The 21,554-nt window shown below is 63.0% G+C and carries 20 protein-coding genes; 5 read left to right on the forward strand and 15 right to left on the reverse strand.

Annotated elements, in window-relative coordinates:
• The first annotated feature begins 22 nt into the window (after positions 1-22).
• Entirely contained in the window at positions 23-526 is a 504-nt protein-coding gene (locus AC1D75_RS25440) for a ClbS/DfsB family four-helix bundle protein (protein WP_495518098.1), read from the forward strand.
• 109 nt (positions 527-635) lie between these two features.
• Here AC1D75_RS25440 and bphC read toward each other — a convergent pair whose 3' ends face one another.
• The 4 genes from bphC to AC1D75_RS25460 form a co-directional block, all read right to left on the reverse strand.
• Positions 636-1,562, reverse strand: coding sequence for a biphenyl-2,3-diol 1,2-dioxygenase (bphC, locus tag AC1D75_RS25445; protein WP_495518099.1), 927 nt, complete (start codon positions 1,560-1,562; stop codon positions 636-638).
• Between the two features lie 25 nt (positions 1,563-1,587).
• The gene (locus AC1D75_RS25450; protein WP_495518100.1) at positions 1,588-2,766 is read right to left on the reverse strand and encodes an acyl-CoA dehydrogenase family protein; all 1,179 of its coding nucleotides are present in this window, start codon (positions 2,764-2,766) and stop codon (positions 1,588-1,590) included.
• A gap of 91 nt (positions 2,767-2,857) precedes the next feature.
• A complete protein-coding gene (locus AC1D75_RS25455) occupies positions 2,858-4,573 on the reverse strand; it encodes an FAD-binding protein (protein WP_495518101.1) in 1,716 nt (571 codons plus the stop codon).
• Positions 4,570-5,445, reverse strand: a complete 876-nt coding sequence (locus AC1D75_RS25460) for an alpha/beta fold hydrolase (protein ID WP_495518102.1) — start codon at positions 5,443-5,445, stop codon at positions 4,570-4,572. Before AC1D75_RS25460 ends, AC1D75_RS25455 begins: the two co-directional genes overlap by 4 nt.
• A 201-nt stretch (positions 5,446-5,646) precedes the next feature.
• On the opposite strand from AC1D75_RS25460, the gene AC1D75_RS25465 reads away from it, so the two are divergent.
• The gene (locus AC1D75_RS25465; protein ID WP_495518103.1) at positions 5,647-6,150 is read left to right on the forward strand and encodes a flavin reductase family protein; all 504 of its coding nucleotides are present in this window, start codon (positions 5,647-5,649) and stop codon (positions 6,148-6,150) included.
• A gap of 61 nt (positions 6,151-6,211) precedes the next feature.
• On the opposite strand, the gene AC1D75_RS25470 is transcribed toward AC1D75_RS25465, so the two are convergent.
• Together AC1D75_RS25470 and AC1D75_RS25475 are read right to left on the reverse strand one after the other, a co-directional pair.
• Complete coding sequence (locus tag AC1D75_RS25470; RefSeq protein ID WP_495518104.1) at positions 6,212-7,102, reverse strand: IclR family transcriptional regulator; 891 nt, start codon at positions 7,100-7,102, stop codon at positions 6,212-6,214.
• A gap of 233 nt (positions 7,103-7,335) precedes the next feature.
• On the reverse strand, positions 7,336-8,805 hold the full coding sequence (locus AC1D75_RS25475; RefSeq protein ID WP_495518105.1) for an MFS transporter: 1,470 nt from the start codon (positions 8,803-8,805) through the stop codon (positions 7,336-7,338).
• Positions 8,806-9,162: 357 nt separating this feature from the next.
• On the opposite strand from AC1D75_RS25475, the gene AC1D75_RS25480 reads away from it, so the two are divergent.
• From AC1D75_RS25480 to AC1D75_RS25490, 3 genes are all read left to right on the forward strand, one after another.
• Complete coding sequence (locus AC1D75_RS25480) at positions 9,163-10,095, forward strand: 3-oxoacyl-ACP reductase (RefSeq protein ID WP_495518106.1); 933 nt, start codon at positions 9,163-9,165, stop codon at positions 10,093-10,095.
• Positions 10,096-10,191: 96 nt separating this feature from the next.
• Positions 10,192-10,719, forward strand: a complete 528-nt coding sequence (locus AC1D75_RS25485; protein WP_495518107.1) for a nuclear transport factor 2 family protein — start codon at positions 10,192-10,194, stop codon at positions 10,717-10,719.
• Between the two features lie 4 nt (positions 10,720-10,723).
• Positions 10,724-11,866 (forward strand): NADH:flavin oxidoreductase, encoded by a 1,143-nt coding sequence (locus tag AC1D75_RS25490; RefSeq protein ID WP_495518108.1) that lies wholly within the window; start codon positions 10,724-10,726, stop codon positions 11,864-11,866.
• Between the two features lie 55 nt (positions 11,867-11,921).
• On the opposite strand, the gene AC1D75_RS25495 is transcribed toward AC1D75_RS25490, so the two are convergent.
• From AC1D75_RS25495 to AC1D75_RS25535, 9 genes are all read right to left on the reverse strand, one after another.
• Complete coding sequence (locus tag AC1D75_RS25495; protein ID WP_495518109.1) at positions 11,922-13,397, reverse strand: FAD-dependent oxidoreductase; 1,476 nt, start codon at positions 13,395-13,397, stop codon at positions 11,922-11,924.
• A gap of 146 nt (positions 13,398-13,543) precedes the next feature.
• Positions 13,544-14,437 carry a TIGR03619 family F420-dependent LLM class oxidoreductase gene (locus AC1D75_RS25500; RefSeq protein WP_495518110.1) on the reverse strand — a complete coding sequence of 298 codons (894 nt, stop codon included), beginning with the start codon at positions 14,435-14,437 and terminating at the stop codon, positions 13,544-13,546.
• 10 nt (positions 14,438-14,447) lie between these two features.
• Entirely contained in the window at positions 14,448-15,509 is a 1,062-nt protein-coding gene (locus tag AC1D75_RS25505) for a DUF1214 domain-containing protein (protein WP_482144506.1), read from the reverse strand.
• Positions 15,510-15,548: 39 nt separating this feature from the next.
• A complete protein-coding gene (locus AC1D75_RS25510; protein ID WP_495518111.1) occupies positions 15,549-16,697 on the reverse strand; it encodes a sulfotransferase family protein in 1,149 nt (382 codons plus the stop codon).
• Between the two features lie 23 nt (positions 16,698-16,720).
• Entirely contained in the window at positions 16,721-17,530 is an 810-nt protein-coding gene (locus tag AC1D75_RS25515) for an SDR family oxidoreductase (RefSeq protein WP_495518112.1), read from the reverse strand.
• A complete protein-coding gene (locus AC1D75_RS25520; protein ID WP_495518113.1) occupies positions 17,527-17,904 on the reverse strand; it encodes a nuclear transport factor 2 family protein in 378 nt (125 codons plus the stop codon). The genes AC1D75_RS25515 and AC1D75_RS25520 overlap by 4 nt, the downstream gene beginning before the upstream one ends.
• Before the next feature lie 44 nt (positions 17,905-17,948).
• Positions 17,949-19,850, reverse strand: a complete 1,902-nt coding sequence (gene cysN, locus AC1D75_RS25525) for a sulfate adenylyltransferase subunit CysN (RefSeq protein ID WP_495518114.1) — start codon at positions 19,848-19,850, stop codon at positions 17,949-17,951.
• Positions 19,850-20,767 (reverse strand): sulfate adenylyltransferase subunit CysD, encoded by a 918-nt coding sequence (gene cysD / locus AC1D75_RS25530; RefSeq protein WP_495518115.1) that lies wholly within the window; start codon positions 20,765-20,767, stop codon positions 19,850-19,852. The genes cysN and cysD overlap by 1 nt, the downstream gene beginning before the upstream one ends.
• Positions 20,764-21,552: a 3'(2'),5'-bisphosphate nucleotidase CysQ gene (locus AC1D75_RS25535; RefSeq protein ID WP_495518116.1), complete on the reverse strand. Its 789-nt coding sequence runs from the start codon at positions 21,550-21,552 to the stop codon at positions 20,764-20,766. Before AC1D75_RS25535 ends, cysD begins: the two co-directional genes overlap by 4 nt.
• Positions 21,553-21,554 lie beyond the last annotated feature (2 nt).

Raw genomic sequence — 21,554 nt, forward strand, 5'->3', positions numbered from 1 at the left:
GTTTCTGGAGCATGATGGATGCATGCGGACACCAACACGCGAGGAACTCGTCTCCGGTCTGAACCAGGCGCACGGCGAGTTGCTGGCCGAGCTCACGGCCGCCGACGACGATCCGTTGTGGTCGATGGTGGCGATCGACCAGTGGACTGTGAAAGACGTTCTGGCCGTCCGTACCTGGTGGACCGAATCAGTCTTGGAGTGGATCAGGGCCGGCGTCGCACACGAACATCCGACGACACCGGCGCCAGGGTTCACGTGGAATCAAACACCCGCGCTGAACGCCCAGACAGTCGAGGCAGAGCGAAGTACCGCCCCCAACGTGCTCGTCGCTCGACTGAACACGGCCGTCGACGGCCTGCATTCGACGATCGATGATCTGGGCGAGCCTGCACTCGTCGAACCTGGCCAGTTCTCATGGACACGAACGTGGCCGATTTCGCGCTGGATCTCGGTCAACAGCATCACGCAATACCGCACGCTTTCGGCGATGATCCGTAGGGCACGGAAGGTGGCCGGTCCGGTCTGAGGTACCAACAGACCTCAGAAGCTGAGTTCCCTTGATACGCAAAAGTGGCCGGAGATCGCAAGGTTGTTCACCCGCGATCTCCGGCCACCTGTGTCTGTCCGTGCGCCGATCAGCCCTTCGCCGGTGGCATGAATGCTGCCAGCGGTTCGGATCCGGACCAGTCGTGGCCCCAGTAGCTGTCGGCAGTGATTTCTTCTGCCGTGTAATAACTTTCGTCGACGAGCATGCCCTCGGTGCCGAACTCGATGTCCCAGCCGCCGGGTGCGCGCACGTAGAACGAGACCATCTTGTCGTTCGTGTGGCGGCCGAGCGTCGAGGACAGGCTGAAGCCGAGCTTGTTGATCCGATCGAGGGCCTGACCGACCGCATCGAGGGTGTCGACCTCGACCATCAGGTGCACCATGCCGGGATCCTGGCTCGCCGGCGCCGGGCACAGCGCGAGGCTGTGGTGACGCTGGTTGACGCCGAGGAACCGCACGCGACGGGCCGGGCCGGGTGCGTCGGGGCCACCGAGCCGGATGGCGCCCCGCGGCAGAAATCCGAGAACCTCGGTGTAGAAAGCATAGGTCTCGTCAAACGCCGGTGTGGGAAGCACCGCATGTCCGAGACCCTCTGTACCCGTCACGAATCGGCCGCCGTGTGGCGTGACGACCGGGCTGTGGTCGAGCACGGCGCCGAAGAAGATCTCCGTCCGCGTTCCGCTCGGGTCGTCGAATGCGATGACCTGCTCGGCATCGCGGTACCGCGACTCCTCCTCTGAGAGGGTCTCGACCGCGATTCCGGACTTCTCGACCGCTTCGCGCACACGCTGCAGTGCGAACTGGTCACGTACCTCCCAGCCGATGGCCAGAGCTTTGTCGCTCTCGCCCGGCAACACGATGATGCGGGCGCGCCGTTCATCGAGCCGCAGATAGAGGCCGTCTGGTTCGGGACCCGAACCGATCGACATGCCCAGACCATCGACGGTGAGTTCGCGCCAGCGGTCGATGTCGCAGGTCTGGACCCGGAGGTATCCGAGTGCACGGATGTCAGTCATGGAAGAACCTTTCGGTGGTGCGGCACTAGATCATCGAACGTTGGGCGCCCTGGGGTTCGCCGCCCATCTGGGTCAACGCCGAGGCGTGGTAGATCGAGCCCGGCACGTGGATGGCGTGCGCCAGACCGGCATGGGCATCGCGCCAGAACCGCTGCATCGGGGTCCCGAGCTGCAACGCTCCGCCGCCGGAGCGCGCGAAGATCTCGTCGACGGCTCGCACCGCACGCCAGGCCGCACTGACCTGGCTCCGACGGCCGATGGCACGCAATTCGAATGAGATCTCCTGACCCTTTTCGGTCATGTCCCAGAACCGGTCGACCGTGTCGAGAATCGCTGCCCGCGATGCCGCGATCTCCGCCGCTGCCTCACCGATGGCGAAGAGCACGTAGGGGTCTTCCTTGATCGCGGTGCCCGACACCGTGACCCGCTCACGCTGAGCGTTGATGTGGCAGGCCAGCGCACCTTCGGCGATACCGATCAGCGACGAGGTGATGCCGAGCGGGAAGATGCACGAGAACGGGAAGTTGTACAGCGACTGGGTGCGTCCGAACTCCTTGGGCGCCGAACCGTCGAAGACCTTCTTGGCCGAAAGGGTGCGGTACGTGGGGATGTACGCATCCTTGACGATCAGGTCCTTGCTGCCGGTGCCACGCAACCCGACCACATTCCAGCTGTCCTGATCGATGTCGTAGTCAGCCCGCGGCAGCAGGACGTGCAGGTGCTGCGGTGGCATCAACGGCTTGCCGTCCTGATCCCCGACTGTCGCACCGATCATGACCCAGCCGCAGTGATCGGTTCCCGAGGAGAACGACCAGCGACCATTGAGGATGTAGCCACCGTCGACCGGCTTCGCCACACCCATCGGGGCGTACGGCGAGGCCATCCACATGTCGGGATCCTCGCCCCAGACCTCGTCCTGGGCCTTGCGATCGAAAAAGGCCAGCTCCCAGGGATGTACGCCGACGATGCCGCTCACCCAGCCGGTTGCGCCGTCCATGGCACCGATACCCATTGCGGTCTCGGCGAACTCACGGGGATGCGACTCGAAGCCGCCATATTCCTTCGGCTGCAGCATGCGGATCACACCGGAGTCGCGCAAGCGCTTCGCCGCGGTATCCGACAGCTGCATCAGCCTGTCGCCCTCGGCGCCCTCGGCGCGGATCTCCTCGGCGAACTGCTGAATGTTGTCCAGGACCTGGCCCATGATCTTCTCGGCTTTCTTGTTCAGTACCCGGACAGACGCCTGGGTAAAGGTTGTGTCAGTGGGGTTTTCGTCGATACGCGGAAATCGCGTATCAGCCGGCCGCCACGTCTACGGCGCTGTTGCGCTCTGCCTCGGCCACACGCAGGGCCGCGATGTATCCGAACACCATCGACGGGCCGATGGTCGCTCCGGCGCCTGCGTACTCGTTGCCCATCACCGAGGCGGTGGTGTTGCCGGTGGCGTACAGGCCGTCGATGACGCTGCCGTCTTCACGAAGCACTCGGCTGTCGGCGTCGCAGACCAGTCCGCCCTTCGTACCCAGATCTCCGGCTTCGCAACGGATTGCGTAGAACGGTCCCTTGACGATCTCGTCGAGGTTCGGGTTCTTCATGGTCGGGTCACCGTAGTAGCGGTCGTAGGCGCTGTCGCCGCGGCCGAAGTCCTCGTCCTTACCGGTGCGGGCAAATCCATTGAACCGCTCGATGGTCTTTGTCAGCTCCTCAGCCGGAATCCCGACTGCCTGCGCAAGTTCCGCCAGCGTATCTGCCTTGTGGATGACACCGGAGTCATAGAAACCCTGCGGGAAAGGCACATTCGGGAGCACCTGTGCGAACGGGTACCGATTCTTGGCCTTGGTGTCCATGATGAACCAGGCCGGAACGTGGCCGCCGTCGAGCTGATCGTGGACGAAGTTCACGTACGGTCCCGATTCGTTGGTGAACCGGCGTCCGGTGCTGTCGACGATGACCGAGGCCGGGATGCAGCGCTCCGACACCAGCGGGATCACCGCGCCCATCGGGTGGAACACCGACGGCATCCACCAGGCGTCGTCCATCAGGTCGACGGCGGCACCGAGTCGCTGGCCGGCGACGATGCCGTCGCCCACGTTTTCCCTGGCACCTGCGCTGATGTCCGGGGCACCCTGCTCCGGAAGGTATTTCGCACGCATCTCTTTGTTGTGGTCGAACCCACCGGTGGCCAGCAGCACACCCTTGCGTGCCCCGATGCGGATGGTCTTGCCATCACGCTCGGCGACCACGCCGATGACGGTGCCGCGATCGTCGGTGATCAGGTCGGTCATGGAGGTCTTGAGCCACAACGGAACCCCGGCGTCCTTGAGCACCATGCGCATCCGGGCGACCAGAGCGCGGCCACCGGTTGCCATGTGCCGGCGCCGGATCACGTTGGACGACACCCGCCAGGCAGCGACCAGAGACGCCCTACGTCCGGCCCATGTCCGCTTGACCATGGCCAGGTCGTGGTAGTCCTTCGAGGTCACCCACAGACCCATCGGGCCCTTCATGCTGTTGGGACGCTGATACTTCTCGTCCTCTTTCAGTGCCCGGGTGTCGAACGGCTTGCATTCGATGGTGCGTCCCAGCGCACTTCCGCCTTCGAGCTCGGGATGGTAATCGGAGTAGCCCTTGACCCAGTACATCTTCATGTGCGGGCTCGCCTCGAGCAGGTCCATCAGCTCCGGGCCGTTGTCGACGTAGGCGTCGAGCCGGTCCGCGGGAACCTTGCCCTCGGTGATCACATCGAGATAGCGACGGATCGAACTACGGCTGTCCACCGCACCTTTGGCGCGCAGTGTCGGGGCATTGGGGATCCAGATCCCGCCACCGGAGATCGCGGTCGAGCCGCCGTACTTGGAGCCCTTGTCGATGATCAGGGTGTCCAGGCCGCGGTGGGCTGCGGTGATGCCTGCGGCCATGCCACCGCCGCCGCTGCCGACGATGAGGAAATCCACGAAATGGTCGAAATCCCCGGCTGTGTTGTGGTTGTCCGTCATCCGGTTGTCCGTCATCGTGGTGTCCTGTCTGTACGGGTGAGAAATGCCAGCACTGCGTTGAGCCAGGCCTCGCGGGCCTCGATCATCGTCCAGTGCCCACACTTGGGGAATACGTGGAGCTCGGCATTGGGGATGTCGCGCATCGGCAGCATGGCCATGTCGACGGGGCTGACCCGGTCGTCGCGACCCCAGGTGAGCAGCGTCGGCGCGGTGATCTTGGCCAACCGTGCCCAGTACGGCGTCGCATCAGAGGCGGCGGCAGCGGCCATGCTCGCACCGAATGCCTTGCTGCTGTACATCCGTCGCGCGATCTCGAGGGTGGTCGGTTCGGTCGCGAGGGCCCACCGTTCGTCGATCAGTTCGGGAGTCACCAGAGCCGGGTCATGGACCATCGACAGCAACCAGCGGACGAGACCGTCGCGAGTGGGGTTGTCGGTGAACTCCATCAGCAGCTTGATGCCTTCACTGGGACCCGACGAGAAGACGTTCTTCCCCATGCCGCCGATCGTGACGAGTTTGTTGACCCGTTGCGGCTCGTCGATCGCGACCTTGGTCGCGATGATGCCGCCCATCGAGTTGCCGATCATGTCGACCGCACCGAGTCCGAGGCCATCGAGAAACTGGCCGACCGCTGACTGCGCCATCACCATCGGATGGCCGTCGCCCGGGTCACTCACGCCGAAGCCAGGGAATTCCAGTACCAGGCAACGGAAGTGCTCGGCCAGATCGGCGAGCACACCACGATAGTTGCGCCACCCCGTGACACCGGGGCCGGATCCATGGAGCAGCAACAGCGAAGGACCGTCGCCGGCCTCGTGATACCGCAGCACCCCGAGACTGGACTGGAGCTCCCTCCGGGTGCCCTCGTAACTCACGTCTGTGGTCATGAAGGAGACGTTGCCAGGACGTAACGCCGCTCACAGAAATCGTCCCGTTGAGCGAGATCGGTCATCGGCGGCGAACTGACCATCTTTGCCTTCTTCCACTCAGCGAGACGAAGCTACGGCCCGCCCAGAGGCCGGTCATACGCTCGCAATGTCAACTGGAGTCGAATCCTCGACCACACAACGGAATCGGAGGTGGATCAGATGTCGATCGAAACGATGTCACAGGCTGAGATGCGAAGCGCACTGGGCCAGTTCGCAAGTGGCGTGACCGTCGTGACGGGTATGGACGACGAGGGCCCGATCGGGTTCGCGTGCCAGTCGTTCGCGTCGGTGTCGCTCGACCCGCCGCTGATCCTCTTCTGCGCCGACCACCGCGGACGGTCCTGGCCCCGGATCCGCAACTCCGGACGGTTCAGCATCAACGTGCTGCACGAGGAACAGACCGACCTCTGTGCGCGGTTCGGCGGTAGCGCCGGCCGCAAATACGAAGAGCTCGAGTGGGAGATGTCAAAGTGGACAACCCCATCCCTGCCGAACGTGCTGATGCGGGTGCACGCCGAGATTCATGACGTCCACACCGCAGGCGATCATGACGTGGTCATCGGCCGCGTCCTCGAGTTCGAGTCGGTGACCGAGGAACGTCCCCTGATCTTCTTCCGGGGCAAGTTCGGGATCGAGGCACCCCCGACGCTGCTACGCGCCTAGTCTGCCCGCGCTGAACCCGTTGCTGCACCAGAGCCATTGGTACGCCAGAGCCGCTGCTGCACTAGAGCCATTGCCCCGACTCGACCGTCAGAAGGCGGTCGAGCGCCTCAGACGACCAAGTCTTTTCAGGCGCGGCCACGGTTTTGCGGGTGCGTCGCGGACTGTCTGCTTCCGGGTACAGGATTTTCGACACCTCTCGGGCGGCGTGCACAACCAGCGGTGCAACCCTTTTGAGCTGTGACGTGCGCGCATCACCACAGAGCGAGATCGCGGCGACCGGACCGTCGTAGCTGCGGATCGCCACACCGACACACGCCACGTCGCGCACCGACTCCCCGCGTTCGAACGCCAGACCGCTGCTTTGCCGAATGCGGTTGAGTTCCTGATGCAGTGTCGGGAGATCGGTGATGGTCCGTTCGGTGCACCGCTTCAGCAGATGCGGGTACAGCGCGTCGATTCTCTCCGGGTCCATCCAGGCCAGCATCGCTTTACCGCCTGCAGTGGAGTACGCCGGAGCACGGCCCCCGACCCGGGAAGGCAGCATGGACGCAAATCGTCCGCCGACCTTGTCCAGGTAGACACTCTCGCTGCCGTCGAGCACAGACAGGTGCACCACCATTCCGGTCTGCATGTGCAGGTCGTGCAGCAACGGTGCCGCCGCTTCACGAAGTTGGGCATGTCCACCGTCGCCACCACCGAGTCCGATGGCCCGGCGTCCCAGGCTGTAGCCGAACGAGGCATGTTCCACCCAGTTCAAACGGACCAGCTGATCCAGGATCCGATGCACCGTGGAGCGCGGCAGCTGCGTACGGCAGGCGACTTCCTCGAGTGTCAGTCGAGTTGTCGGACCGTCGAACGCGTCGAGGATGAGTGTCATGCGCTCGACCATCGACGGCGGCAGATCGCGCCGTGGGGTTCCTGCAGAAGCGGTTGTAGCCGTGTCAACTGTCATCGGGCCTCCAAACAAACCTGGCCAGTTCTAGGCCTAGCGCCAAAACTGAAATGAATTCTCATTATCGTAGCAGCAGTCCCGGTGACCGGGAGGTAATCGCCGCTCCGGGGTACTTCGCGATCCTAAAGAATGCATCTTACGGTCGCTGCGCGAACATTGCGCGAACACTGCGCGACGCACGAAGGGCCCGCTCCTCTCGGGAGCGGGCCCTTCCTTCACAGTGACTACCAGGGTCAGGCGAGTGCGCCCGAAGCCTTCACCGGCGGCTGCAACTTGGCACCGGCGTTGCGGAGGAGCAACACACCCATGACGCCGGCGAGAGCTCCGGCCACCGCCAGTGCCAAGAAGGCATAGACGAAGCCCTTTTCCGGGTACAGCCCGTACGAACCCATGAGGATCAGGCCGGGGATCGCCAGGATGCTGAGCATCACCTGACTGCCGACCGCGCTGCCCATCGAACCGGCGAGGTTGAGCATGCCGCCGCCGATCCCCTGGTCCTCGGCGGGCACCGTGCGCATGATCAGGTTGGGCAGCGATGCCGACGCAGAACCGAGGCCCAGGCCCATCACGAACTGGCCGACGAGCAACTGCGGCGTCGTATCATGCATCACCGCAATGAGTATCGAACCCACCGCGAGGAAGAACCCGCCGAACGCGAGCATCGGCGCCGGTCCGAAACGCTTACTGAGGTGCCCGCTGACGGGGCCGGCGATCATCGAGGCGACACCGGTCGGCACGGTGTAGAACGCCACACCCAGAGCGGTCGCACCGAACCCGTAGCCGAGCCCGAGGTCGGCCTTGGTCATCACCATCATCGGGATGAGCATCGAGTGGCTGATCAGGACGAACTGTACAAATGCACTGCCGGCCAACGCCTTCGCAACTGGCGCGTGCAACAGCAGATCCAGATCGATCAGTGGCTCCTGCGGCTTGCGCTCGTAGTACAACCAGCCCGCGAGGATCACGGCGCCGACACCGATGCACAGCAAGGTCTTCGGGGAGGTGTATCCCCAGGCGTTCATCTTGCCCAGGCCGAACAGCACCACGAACGCGCCGACGGCGAGAATGGCAGCACCGATCACGTCCAGTCGCGACTTCGTGCGCAGCGTGGATTCGGGCACCAGGATCGCAAACGCGATGCCGGCCACGGCAACGTGGATCAGCTGCGCCCAGAACACTCCGGTGTAACCGAAGTGGTCGATCAGATAGCCACCGATGATCGGGCCGAGAATCGTGCTGGCGCCCATTCCGGTGGCAACAAAACCCACTGCGACCGGAATCATGCTGCGGGGCATGATGTCCCGGATCAATCCGTACGCAAGTACCAGGATCGCCATGCCGACACCCTGCATGCCGCGACCGACGAGGAACAGCGCGAAGTTCGGCGCGACAGCGGCCACCAGCGCGCCGGCACCGAAGATGACGGAACAAACGAGCATCACCCGCTTCTTGCCGTAGATGTCGCCGAGCTTGCCGACAATCGGTGTGGCAGCGCCCAAGAGCAGGGTCACGATCGTGATGACCCAGCCCACCTCCGTCGTGGCGAAGTGTTGGCCGATTTCCGGCAATGCCGGGGTGACGAAGTTGTAGGCGAGCGGGATGACCTCGACCAGCAGGATGATGATCGCCAGAAGTCCCAGCGATTTCTGGCGCGTGAGGGGCGCGCGCTCGGCCTCTCCAGACGAGAGGGGCAGCAGGTTCATATGTGTTCGACTCCGAGTTAGAAGGACAGACAAGCAATCCAAAAGGTGACAGCGATCACGTGATGTCGGCCACACATTCCCGTTGACCGGGATACCGGTCGCCCCGCGCCCTGATCGCTCCCCCCGTACCACCCCAAACCGCACTTCACCATCGGTAAAACTGCGGCAGCCACGGCCAAAAGACCAGGTGAACACGCCTTCGCACCGCTGGTCCCGGTGACCGAAGGGGAATGCAGGTCGGAGTTGCCAATTCGCCCTCGTCCCAGTGAGCGAGACCGCGGAACCCTATGTCCCACTTGGTAGAAACTAGAATGAATACTAGTTTTGGCGCGACACGCAATCTATGAGGAGCTCAACATGGTGGAAACACTCGATCTGTCCGGCCGCACAGCCGTCGTCACCGGCGCGGGGGCCGGCCTCGGGCGTGCAGAGGCGCTCGCCCTCGCCGCGGCGGGTGCTGCTGTTGTCGTCAACGACATGGGCGAGAACGCGCACACCGTTGCCGAGGAGATCATCGCCGCCGGCGGGCAGGCAGTGGCTCTGACCGGCGACGTCTCCGACTGGTCGCTCGGTGAGCGTCTCGTCGACACGGCAGTTTCCACATTCGGATCGTTCGACATCCTGGTCAACAATGCCGGGATCGTCCGCGACAAGATGATCTTCAACCTGTCCGAGTCCGACTGGGACGACGTGATCCGCGTCCACCTCAAAGGCCACGCCGCCACCTCCCGTGCGGCGGCCGTCCACTGGCGCGCTGCCAGCAAGGCCGCGGGCGCTCCGGTTTTCGGTCGGGTCATCAACACCTCCTCGGAGGCATTCCTGTTCGGAGCGGCCGGTCAGCCCAACTACTCGGCAGCCAAGGCCGGGATCACCGCGCTGACACTCTCAACGGCGCAGGGCCTGTCCCGCTACGGAATCCGTGCGAACGCCATCTGCCCGCGGGCGCGCACCGCGATGACCGCCCAGGCCTTCGGCGAGAACACCGGTACCGCCGAACTCGATCCGCTCGCACCCGAACGCGTGGCAACGCTGGTCTGCTACCTCGCCTCTCCTGCGTCCGATGAGATCAACGGACAGGTATTCGTGGTCTACGGCAAGATGGTCGCGTTGATGGAAGCACCCAAGGTGGAGAACCGTTTCGACGCCGCAGGCTCGGCGTTCTCCGTGGAAGAACTCAACGATCAGCTCACCCCGTACTTCTCGGGACGCGGACCGTACGAGACGTACGCCGCCTACAGCGTCGCCGCACTCGAGGAGGTCGCGCTGGCGACCGAGCCGGCAAGCGTCTGAGCCGACGAACCGTAGTACTTGCGGCCGGTATGCGGCGTTGCCACTGAGCGGGACGGCGATTGACCCTCGCCCGCCACCGGCCGCAAGCTCTAGTTCATGTCGCAGGCTTCTCCCCCATCGCACTCGTTGTCGGCTGCCGAAGCTGTTCTCGCCATAGAGGAGATCAAGCAGCTCTTCGCGGCCCGACTCCGGTGCATGGACACCAAACAGTGGCACGAGTACGCGCCGCTACACACCGATGATGTCGTGAGCGAGACGTGGGGCGGGCTGCCGGAAGACAAACAACCCCGCACCGGCGACACTGCGAACCGCATTGTCGGCAAGGAGAAGTTGGCCGAGGCGATCCGCAACCTGCTCGACGGACCCGTCAGCGTCACGACCGCCCATCACGGACACACTCCCGAAATCGAACTGACCTCCGACACCACCGCGCGGGGAATCTGGGCGATGGAAGACATGCTGTGGTGGCACGACGGTGACGAAGAGCTCCACCTTCACGGTTACGGCCACTACCACGAGGAATACCGAAAAGTAGACGGACGGTGGCTGATCAGCTACCGAACCCTCACCCGCTTGCGCGTCGACTCGTCACCCGGATTCTTCCGCTTCATGAAAGCGCTGTGAACGTATGAACAACAATGACTCCGTACTCTTCGAGCCGCTGAAGATTCGCTCGCTCGAACTCGCCAACCGCATCGCGATGTCGCCGATGACCCGATCATCCTCGCCCGCAGGTGTTCCCGGACCCGATGTGGCGCAGTACTACACGCGTCGCGCCGAGGGCGGCACCGGGTTGATCGTGACCGAGGGCGTTGCCATCGAGCATCCTTCCGCCGTCGACAATGCCAACGTGCCACACATGTACGGCGACGACGCCCTGGCCGGATGGCGCGCGGTGGTCGACGGTGTACACGCCGCCGGGGGCAAGATCATTCCGCAGCTCTGGCACGTCGGACCGCTCTGGGGCGCCATGAGCAAGGTCGACCCGGCGATCAAGCCCATGCGTCCGTCCGGCCTGTGGGGTCCCGTCGGCACGACGTCCTACTCGGACGAATACGTCGCGAGCGCAGCGCAGCCGACCGAACCGATGACCGAAGAAGACATCGCTGACGTCATCGCGGCCTATGTTCAAGCGGCACGCAACGCCGTCGCAGCCGGTTTCGACGGCATCGCCTTGCACGGCGGCCACGGCTACCTGCTCGACTCATTCGTGTGGCATGGGACCAACACCCGCGACGACGCATGGGGCGGAGATCTGTTGGCCCGCACCCGCTTCCCGGTCGAGGTCGTCGCAGCAATCCGGGTGGCCATCGGCGACGATCTTCCGATCTTCTACCGGTTCTCCCAGCACAAACAGCAGGACTACACCGCACGCATCGCCGAGACCCCTGACGAACTCGGCGTCGTTCTCGGCGCACTCTCCGATGCCGGAGTCGATGTGTTCGACGCCAGCAACCGCCGCTTCGATGCACCGGTTTTCGCCGGAAGTGGTGTGTCTCTTGCCGGGTGGGCCAAAAAACTCACCGGTGCCCACTCGATGGCCGTCGGCAGCGTAGGACTCGGTAAGTCACTGCGGGACAGTCGTATTGAGGGTGCCGCCCCGGTGGTCGACAACATCGGTGACGTAGAGCAGCGGATCAGTTCCGGTGAGTTCGACCTGATCGCCATCGGACGTCTACATCTGGCCGACCCGGCTTTGGCGAGCACCCTGCGCTCGGGCGCACCGTTGACCGCGTTCGACCGGGCAGTCCACGAAGGCAGCCTGCGCTGAAAAGCTTTGCCGCCGATCCCGTGTCGTTCCCGGGATCGGCGGCAATTCCAATCGATCAGTTCGCGGCAGCCGCGATACCCGCACGCCGACCGAAGTAGCTACCGTCGCCGAGTGAGGCTCCGCTGGCGTACCCGCCGGCACACACGCCCGCAGTCGATCGACCCGCTGCGTACAGGCCCGGGATCGGATCACCGGATACGTGCAACACCTCGGAGTCGAGGCTCGTGCGCAGACCGCCCAACGTGAATCCACCTGTCATGCCGCGCAGATCGATGGCCGCAATCGGCGATCCGATCGGCTTGACCCACTCGGCTTTCTTGCCGAACAGCGGATCCTCGCCGACCACCGCATGTCGGTTGTAGAGCTCGACAGTCGACTGCAAAGCCCCTGCGGGCAAACCCATCTCGGACTCGAGCTCTTCGACCGTCTCGGCAACCCACGTCGGTTGACGACGCAGCTGCGGGCTCGACGTCGGCCGCGTCAGCGCTTCCTCATACGCTGCCTCGTCGAGGACCAGATATGCCTGGTTCTGGTTCTCGATGAGCACAGCCTGCCCGACGCGTCCGGGGTAGGTGTCCTCGTTGATGAATCTCTGACCACGCCCGTTGACCAGGATGCCCCGGATGAACAGTTGCGGGTCGCAGAAGAAGGCGACCTCGGTGGCATCCATGTGCGCCAGGTCGGCACCGATCGACTGCGACATGCGGATCGCCCGGCCGTCGTGCTCCTCGATCGAGGCGGCCGGTCGATTGATCAGTCGAGGCGCGAAGGACTCGACCATCGTGGTGTTGTAGGCAAAGCTGCCGGTGGCGAGTACCACGCCTTTGCGCGCCCGCACCGCGACGCTGTGGCCGTACTGCTTGGCCTGCACACCGACCACACGTCCCGTTTCGTCGACGATCAAAGCCTGTACGCGCATGTCGTATTCGGCTTTCACACCCAGGTCGGTGGCTTTGTCCGTGAGCGGCTTCATCAACATGTAGCCGCCACCCTTCTCGGCGCTGACGTGTTTGTCTTTCATCTGCGGCACATGGCCGCGGGGCGCCGGCGGGATCGTCGCATTGAACGGTGCTGCATTCTCACCGCCGGTGTATTGCAGGCCGTCGTCTCCCGGTGGTTCCCAACCGGGTTCGCCCCAGAAGCTCTCCTTGAACGGAACGCCACACTCGTCGACGAGCCAGTGGTAATGATCCACACTGCCCTCGCAGTAGATGTCGATCTTCGCTTCATCGACACCGGGTCCCAACGCGGCTTTCATGAAGGCCTTCATGGCCTCGACGGTGTCGTCGAACCCGCAGGCCTTCTGTAGCGGAGTGCCGCCACCCATGTAGATGAAGCCGCCTGCCATGGCCGCGGCCCCGCCCCATCCCCCGGTGCGTTCGAGCACCAGAACCTCGGCACCGGCCTGCGCCGCGCCCACCGCAGCCGCTGCGCCGGCAACTCCGAAACCGGCGATGACCACGTCGGCCTCAAAAGCCCACTCGGTGATCTCCCCCGACGGGATGGGCATGATGGATGAACTGTCGGCCATATGTTGTCTCCTCACGAAAAACGCTGTAACACCTATGTATTACGCACTTTCCGAGTTTCAGACACGGGCGATCCCGGCCAACGGGAGCGACGACCATCGGACCGTCCCACCCGTCCGATGTGACCGCGACCGTCCGGTCACCGATTTCACGGGCGGTCTGCAGATGTGGACTTGTCCATACAGTCGTCGGCAAATCGGCGAACTGCGTCAAGTTTTGCCTGGCGGTCGGTCGGGTCGGCATCATAAAGCCGCCATGGCATCACCCGACACCGGGTGACGCCGATGTCGGCGAGAGCCCGGTATCCATCGATGTCGTGGACATCAGTCGGTGAGGCATCGATTTCGAAAGTCACTTCTTCACGACCATATTCGGTACGCAATTCTGTCAATCGATCGATGGCGACCCGCAGTTTTGCCACGTCGGTGTTGACTGAGATCCATCCATCTGCAAGCCGTGCGGCGCGACGCAAAGCCGGCTCACTGTGCCCACCGACATAGATTGGAACCGGTTGGTCCGGAGCTGGACTCATCATCAAACGATCGAAATCGTAGTGCTTACCATGGTACTCGACCCACTCGGGACCGCCGCCGCCACAGACGGCCTTCAGGATCTCGAGTGCCTCATCGGTACGGGCTCCGCGGGTTCGCATCTCGGTGCCGGTAAACCGGAACTCCTCAGGAATCCACGACAGACCAACACCGACACCGATCCTGTTGTTCGACATCACCGCCATGGTCGCGATCTGTTTCGCCAGCACCAGCGGTTCCCGCAACGGCAACTTCAGCACGTTGGTGTAGAAGCGCAACCGCTGCGTGATCGCCGCCATCGCCGTCATCGCGATCAAGGGATCAGGCATCGGGGTCTGGCCGGTCCACATGCGTTTGCCGTCGGCGGAATACGGATAGCCCGCCGAGATCGTCTCCGGGTAGAACACCGAGTCCGGCATCGCGATCGCGTCATAGCCACATTCGTCGGCGACGCGTGCCAACGCCGGAAGATCTTCGGCCGCCATCATCGCCGCAGGTAGTGCCCATCTCACAAGTGTGACCTCACAGCTTCACTACCTTCGATGTCGGGATCGGATGCGAATCGGCCTTGATCCAACGCATGGCCCACGTCCCCTCCGCATGAGAATCGGTGTTGATCCAGTTGCCATAGCCGGGATCCTTCGCCGCCACCACGATGGTCAGTGTGCCGTCGTCGTTCAGTTTCGCGGTGTGGTTGTTGATGTAGATGTTCGTCCGGTTGTAGTCGAGGGATTCGACCCAGAAGTTCTGCAGCACAAAGTTGAAGTACTCGCAGTTCGGAACCTCGGTCTCGATGACCCACGCTTCGTCCTCGGCGAGCTTCCAGTAGCCGTGCAAGTAGAAGATCGTCGGATCGCCACCGGCGTTCTGAAAGGTCTCCTGCCCTCGGTCGAAAATCTCGTTGGGCTCCGGCTGGAACGTACGGGCCCATTCGAGGAAGGTACCCGCCGTGCCCCGGACCATGGCGACCGCCTTGTCGAGGCGCTGCCCCATTTCTTCGGTGCTCAGCGGCTCGAAAACGCCGTCGGGGTCCAGGCATTCGATGGCCAGCTCCGCGGGGAACTCGCTGCGACGATCCCGATAAGTCTGCCGGACCGAGATGAGGTTGCTGTCCGGTGCCATCGGCAGCCATGCGCCCTCGGCAGGCTTGTCGACGCTGGCAATGAACGAGAACCGACCGCTCTCATCGACTTCCAGGTCGTGCACATGTAGATCACCGGTTTGCATCATGGTGCCGTCGATATGGTAGCGGTTGACGCGCGATCCGAACGTCACCAGCGGAACCGTGCCGCGGGTGCCCGTGATCCGGTAGCGGTACTTCCCGGATATGTTGGCCCGCATATAGATGTTGTCGGGGTTGTCGGCGCCGATCTTGGTCATCATGTTCGGGTTGGGCGCAGATGTGAACTGAGGCCACCGCGGATCCGTGTACTCGACACAATTGATTGTCGCGTAGCGCAGCAGCCGGGTCAGGTAGCGTGCGCCCTCGGCCTGCGTGAGCGAATCCTGCGGGACGATCTCGTCGTCGAACATTTTGCCGAGATCGAGCAGGTCTGCGCAGTACTTTTCCCAAACGTCATTCATGAAAGTCCTCTTGTTGTCGAAATGGTCACGGCAGGAGCGTCACACGGTGGTGACCGCAAACTTGGCCTCGACGTCGGCGACGGTGACACCGAAGTCTTCGAGGGAATACTGATGCGCCGGGCGCCGATGTTCGGCGAGGCTGGCTTGATGCGAGGCGGCGACGGCGGTGCGCGCTTCATCTGTGAACGGCAACGAAAATTGCGTGTAAATGGTCTCGATCGTGCCAATCGGGTCGGCCACGAAGTCCTTGAAGTCCACGTCTATGAATTGTTCCGGGTTGTAACGAGCTCGAGCCCGGTTGAAGTCTGCATTGCCGCGGGCCCACAGGTCGAGCTGGGTACGGCCGATTGTCGCCCGGTCGAACGCATCCGACATGTCGTGCTTACCCTGCTCCGCGAGACTGAACGTCGACGCCATCGACGTCGTCGGATCACGGAAAGTTCGCACTATCAACGCATCCGGATAGACGTTCATGATCTCATCGATCGCGAAGACGTGACTCGGACTCTTGAGCACCCACCGCCGATCGGTGTCGTTCACACCGATCAGCTGCAGATTCTTCTTGTGCCGTTCATAGGTCGCGGTCCAGTCCTGTTCGGCCAGCCACCGCGAGTAGGACGGCACGTACGCGACACATTCAAAAGAGATCGACAACATCGTCTGTTGCAGCAGTCGCCAGCATTCTTCGACTTCTTCGGCTCCCATGAAGTGCACCTTCATCAGGTCGGTTTCCTTTGCCTGGCGTGAGCGATAGAGGGCATCCGATCGCAGGAAGTCCTTGTTCTGTGCCCACCGGCCACGGGCGGGTCTGGGCTGCGGAGACTCGGCCAACCACATCTCGACGCCTTGATGTGATGGGTCGGCGCTGAGCAGGCGATGAAGCGCTGTGCTACCGGTTCGCGTGATGCCGGAAACAAAGATGGGTCGTTCAACTGCAACATCGGCGTGCTCGGGGTGACGGGCGAATCCCGCCTCACTGATCAGTCGGCCCGAAAGCGCACTGATGATCATCTTGCGTGCAATCAACCGGCCGTGCGGGGTGAGATCGGCCTCGGTCGCGAATGAACCGAGAAGAACCTCCAGACCGGCGCGGTACTCGCCGCCACCGAAGTCGTCGTAGCCGGTGGCATCGATTGCGCTCTGATGCAGGTTCTCGATCGAACCAATACCGTCGTAATCGTTTGTCATCAGTACTTCCTTGTCTGAGTTGATCAGTGGTGGGTTTGTCCGCAGTTGACGTCCAGGCACTGGCCCGTGATGGCTCGCGCAGAGTCAGAGGCCAGGAACACCACTGCGTTCGCGATGTCGCCGGGCTCAGGCAGGCGACGCAGATCGGTACCCGAGGCCGTTTCGTCGTAGATCTGCTGCGGCGTGACGCCCCGCTTCTGCGCCTGATCCTCGAACATGGCCTGGACCGAGTCCGCCCAGATATATCCCGGTGCAACAGAATTGACGCGGACACCCTGCGGCCCCAACTCGACGGACAGACTGCGGGCCAGAGCCAGTAGTCCGGTCTTCATGACCCGGTATGCCCCCAGATCGGGCAATTGGTTTCGGAGCACCATCGAGTTGATCATCACCACCGAACCTCTCGACGCGATCAGCCCGGGCGCGAAGGCTTGGGCGAGATCGAGCGCCGCAAGCAGGTTGATGTCCATACCTGCGCGTAACGCGCCGACCTCCGCATCAAGCAGTCGCCCGTGCGCAGGCATCACAAACCCGTTGTGAATCAGCACATCAACTCGGCCGTACCTCGACTGGGCGCGCGCGGCCAGCTCGATGATCGACGCGGAGTCGGTCAGGTCGGTCGGTACCGCTTCAGCGTCACCACCGGCGCTGCGAATCTCCTCGGCGATCTCCTCGATCCGTCCAGCGGTCCGTGCGGCGAGCACCACAGCAGCGCCTGCTTCGGCACTGCGGAGTGCGATCGCACGGCCCAGACCAGGCCCCACACCCGAGATCACCACGACCTTGTCCTCGAGCAGTTGCGTCGAGCCAGGCAGCGGTGGCGACACAGTCATGGTTGTCCGGGCGCAGTGACGTGCGCCTGCGGGTCCAGAACGACGCTGAGCGAGGCGATCTTGCCGTGCTCGTCGAACTCGAATAGATCAGTGGCCAAGAAGTCGGGCATGCCCGTACGCTGCACGCAGATCTGCATGGCCGCGTAGCGGCCGGTGACGGTGATCGGCGAGTAGCGGCTGACCGTGAAGTCGACCTTCGCATTCTCGGTGCCGAATCCCCGGATCTCCTCTACGCCGCGGTAGGTCTGCACACCGAGCGGCTCATGCTGCACCGCGTCGTCCGCGAAGAGCGACACCAGTTGATCCACGTCATGGTTACCCAGATACTTTACGTACGACTCGAGTGCCGAACAGATTTCGTTTCTTGTGGGCAAGAGACACTCCTTCTGTGATGGGTGGGTGAACTCGGGAAGCGTCTTCAGGCGATCGCACCACGGCTGCGCAGGTGATCGATGATCTGCCTGACGGATTCTTTCGAAGACGTTGTGGTGGTGTCGATGTGAAGATCTGGATTCTCGGGCGCCTCGTACGGAGAGTCGATGCCGGTGAAGTTGGCCAGCTCTCCTCGACGCGCCTTCTTGTAGAGGCCCTTCGGGTCTCGACTCTCGGCAAGTTCCATCGGGGTGTCGATGAAGACTTCGCAGAATTTCTCGGACCCGATCACCTCGCGGGCAGCTTGCCGCTCGGCTCCGAACGGTGAGATGAACGAAGCCAATACGATCAGGCCGGCGTCCACCATCAGCCTGGCGACCTCGGTCACCCGCCGGATGTTCTCCACCCTGTCGGCTTCGGTGAACCCGAGGTCACGACCCAGGCCGTGCCGTACGTTGTCGCCATCGAGCAGGTAGGTGTGGCAGCCCAGTCCGTACAGCTGCCTTTCGAGTTCGTTGGCGATGGTCGACTTACCCGAACCGGAGAGCCCGGTAAACCACACCACGTGGGGCTCATGGTTTTTGAGCTTTGATCGTGCCTGTTCGTTGACATCCACGGCTTGCCAGTGAATGTTGTCCGATCGGCGCAGCGAGTGCGTGATCATTCCGGCGCCAACGGTGGTGTTGGTCAACCGGTCGATCAGGATGAAACCGCCGGTGTCCCGGTTCGCGGTATAGACATCGAACGGCACCGGCCGGTCGAAGCTGATGTTGCACACGCCGATCTCGTTGAGCGCCAAGGTGTTTGTCGCCGTCTGTTCGAGCGTGTTGACATTCACCTTGTATTTCGGCTTGGTGATGCGCGCCTGCACCGTCATCGTCCCGATCTGGCACAGGTACGGACGTTCGGGCAACATCGCGTCTTCGCCCATCCACACCACGTGCGTCTCGAACTGGTCTGCCAGACCCGGCAGCGCGTCCACCGCCGCCAACACATCGCCCCGGCTGATATCGATCTCATCGTCGAGAGTGATGGTCACAGACTGCCCAGCTATCGCCTCGTCGAGGTCAGCTCCCATCGTGACGATGCGTGCCACGGCCGATTCCTTGCCGCTCGGAAGAACTCTCAGCCGATCACCCGGCCGCACCATACCCCCGACGATCTGCCCCGAAAATCCCCGAAAGTCCAAGTCGGGTCGATTGACCCACTGGACGGGCATGCGAAAGGGGCTCTGGTGGAGCTCGTTGGAGATCTCCACGGTCTCGAGATGTTCGATCAGTGTGGGCCCCTGATACCACGGCGTGTTGGCGCTGCGTTCAGTGAGATTGTCGCCGTGGTAAGCGGACAGCGGGATCGCGACGATGCCCTCGAGCCCGATTTCCGCGGCGAACGCCCGGTAGTCTTTGGTGATCTTGTCGAAGACGTCCTGCGAATAGTCCACGAGATCAAGCTTGTTGACAGCGAGCACCACGTGGCGGATGCCGAGCAACGACACCAGATAAGAGTGCCGACGTGTCTGGGTGAGCACGCCTTTGCGGGCATCGATGAGAATCACCGCGAGATCTGCGGTCGAGGCACCGGTGACCATGTTTCGGGTGTACTGCTCGTGGCCGGGGGTGTCGGCGACGACGAACTTGCGGCGCTCGGTGTTGAAATACCGGTAGGCGACGTCGATCGTGATGCCTTGCTCGCGTTCGGCGGCCAAGCCGTCGACCAGGAGCGCGAAGTCGAGTCCCTCACCCTGGGTGCCGACCTTTTTGGAATCGGCTTCAAGTGCCGAAAGCTGGTCCTCAAAGACCAGTTTAGATTCGTAGAGCAACCGGCCGATCAGCGTGCTCTTGCCGTCGTCGACACTGCCGCAGGTGATGAAGCGAAGCATGGACTTGTTGGCATGACGCTCGAGATACTGCTCGATGTCGTCGGCGATCAGTGCAGATGGGTGGGTCATCAGAAGTAACCTTCCTGCTTCTTCTTCTCCATCGACGCGCTGCTGTCGTGATCGATCACGCGGCCCTGGCGCTCGGAGGTGGTGGTCAGCAGCATCTCCTGGATGATGTCTGTCAGCGATGTGGCGTTCGACTCGACCGCACCGGTGAGCGGGTAGCAACCGAGGGTCCGGAAACGCACGCTCTTGAGTTCGGGAACTTCACCGGGCCGCAACGGCATCCGGTCGTCGTCGACCATGATCAACGTGCCGTCGCGTTCGACGACGGGACGCTTGTCGGCGAAGTAGAGCGGCACGATGGGAATGTTCTCCTGCCGGATGTACTCCCAGACATCGAGTTCGGTCCAGTTCGACAGCGGGAACACGCGCAGGCTCTCGCCAGGGGATTTGCGGACGTTGTACATGTGCCACAGCTCGGGCCGCTGCTGCTTGGGATCCCACCGGTGCTCGGCCGATCGGATCGAAAAGATCCTCTCCTTGGCGCGGGACTTCTCCTCGTCGCGCCGGGCTCCACCGAAAGCGGCGTCGAACTTGTGAAGATCGAGCGCCTGCTTGAGCCCTTCGGTCTTCCACATGTCGGTGTGGGTCGCAGAGCCGTGCGTGAATGGGTTGATCCCCTTCTCGACGCACTCCGGATTCTTGTGGACGATCAGATCGAAATCACCTGTGGCAGCTGACTCGTCGCGAAGCTTGTACATCTCGCGGAACTTCCACGTGGTGTCCACGTGAAGCAGCGGGAACGGCAGCCGCGACGGGTAAAACGCCTTGCGAGCCAGATGGAGCATCACCGCGCTGTCCTTGCCGACCGAGTACAGCATCACCGGGTTTTCGCTCTCGGCAACGGCTTCGCGCATGATGTGGATGCTCTCGGCCTCGAGTCGTTCGAGGTGAGTGAGTGTGCGAGTGAATGTTTGGGTCATTTCAATAGCTCCAATGCATCGGCGGCCAGCTCGGGCCGACAGATCAGCAGATCGGGCAGCCAGGGGTTGACCTGGTTGTATCGCAGTGCAGAACCATCGATTCGCGAGACGTGAAGGCCCGCGGCACGGGCGACCGCAACGGGCGCAGCCGAATCCCACTCGTACTGTCCGCCGGCGTGGGCGTAGACATCCGCTTCGCCACGAACCACCGACATCGCCTTCGCTCCGGCCGACCCCATCTCGATGAGCTCGGCGTCGAGACCCGCGGCCATCGCCATGACCGGCTCAGGCCGCCGGGTGCGGCTGACAACGACCCGAGGGCGGCGGGGAATCGTCTGTGTCGTGACCGCCACATCGCGTGTCGAATACGTTGTCCCCAGCGCCGGCATCGCCACTGCGCCGACAATCAACTGACCATGCTCGACGAGCGCGACGTGGACGGCCCAGTCGGCCCGCCCTAATTCTCCGAACTCGCGGGTTCCGTCGAGGGGGTCGACAATCCACACCCGCTCGGCAGTCAGGCGACGCTTGTCATCGGCGCCTTCCTCGGACAGGACCGAGTCGCCAGGGAATCTGCGGGCGATCGCATCGACAAGGAACTCGTGGCTACGCCGATCCCCTTCGTCCCGAATCTCGCTTAATTCGCGAGTCGCGGTATCGAGATCTCGTCGAATCTCGACGAGTAGTTGGCCTGCCGCAGTGGCGAACTCGACTGCTGCAAGCTGGTCTTCGCCCTGGGTTATCGCCGATGGTGGGTTCGGCTCACTCGTTGTGGCGTGGGTCATAG

Source organism: Williamsia sp. Y712, from assembly GCF_059445525.1.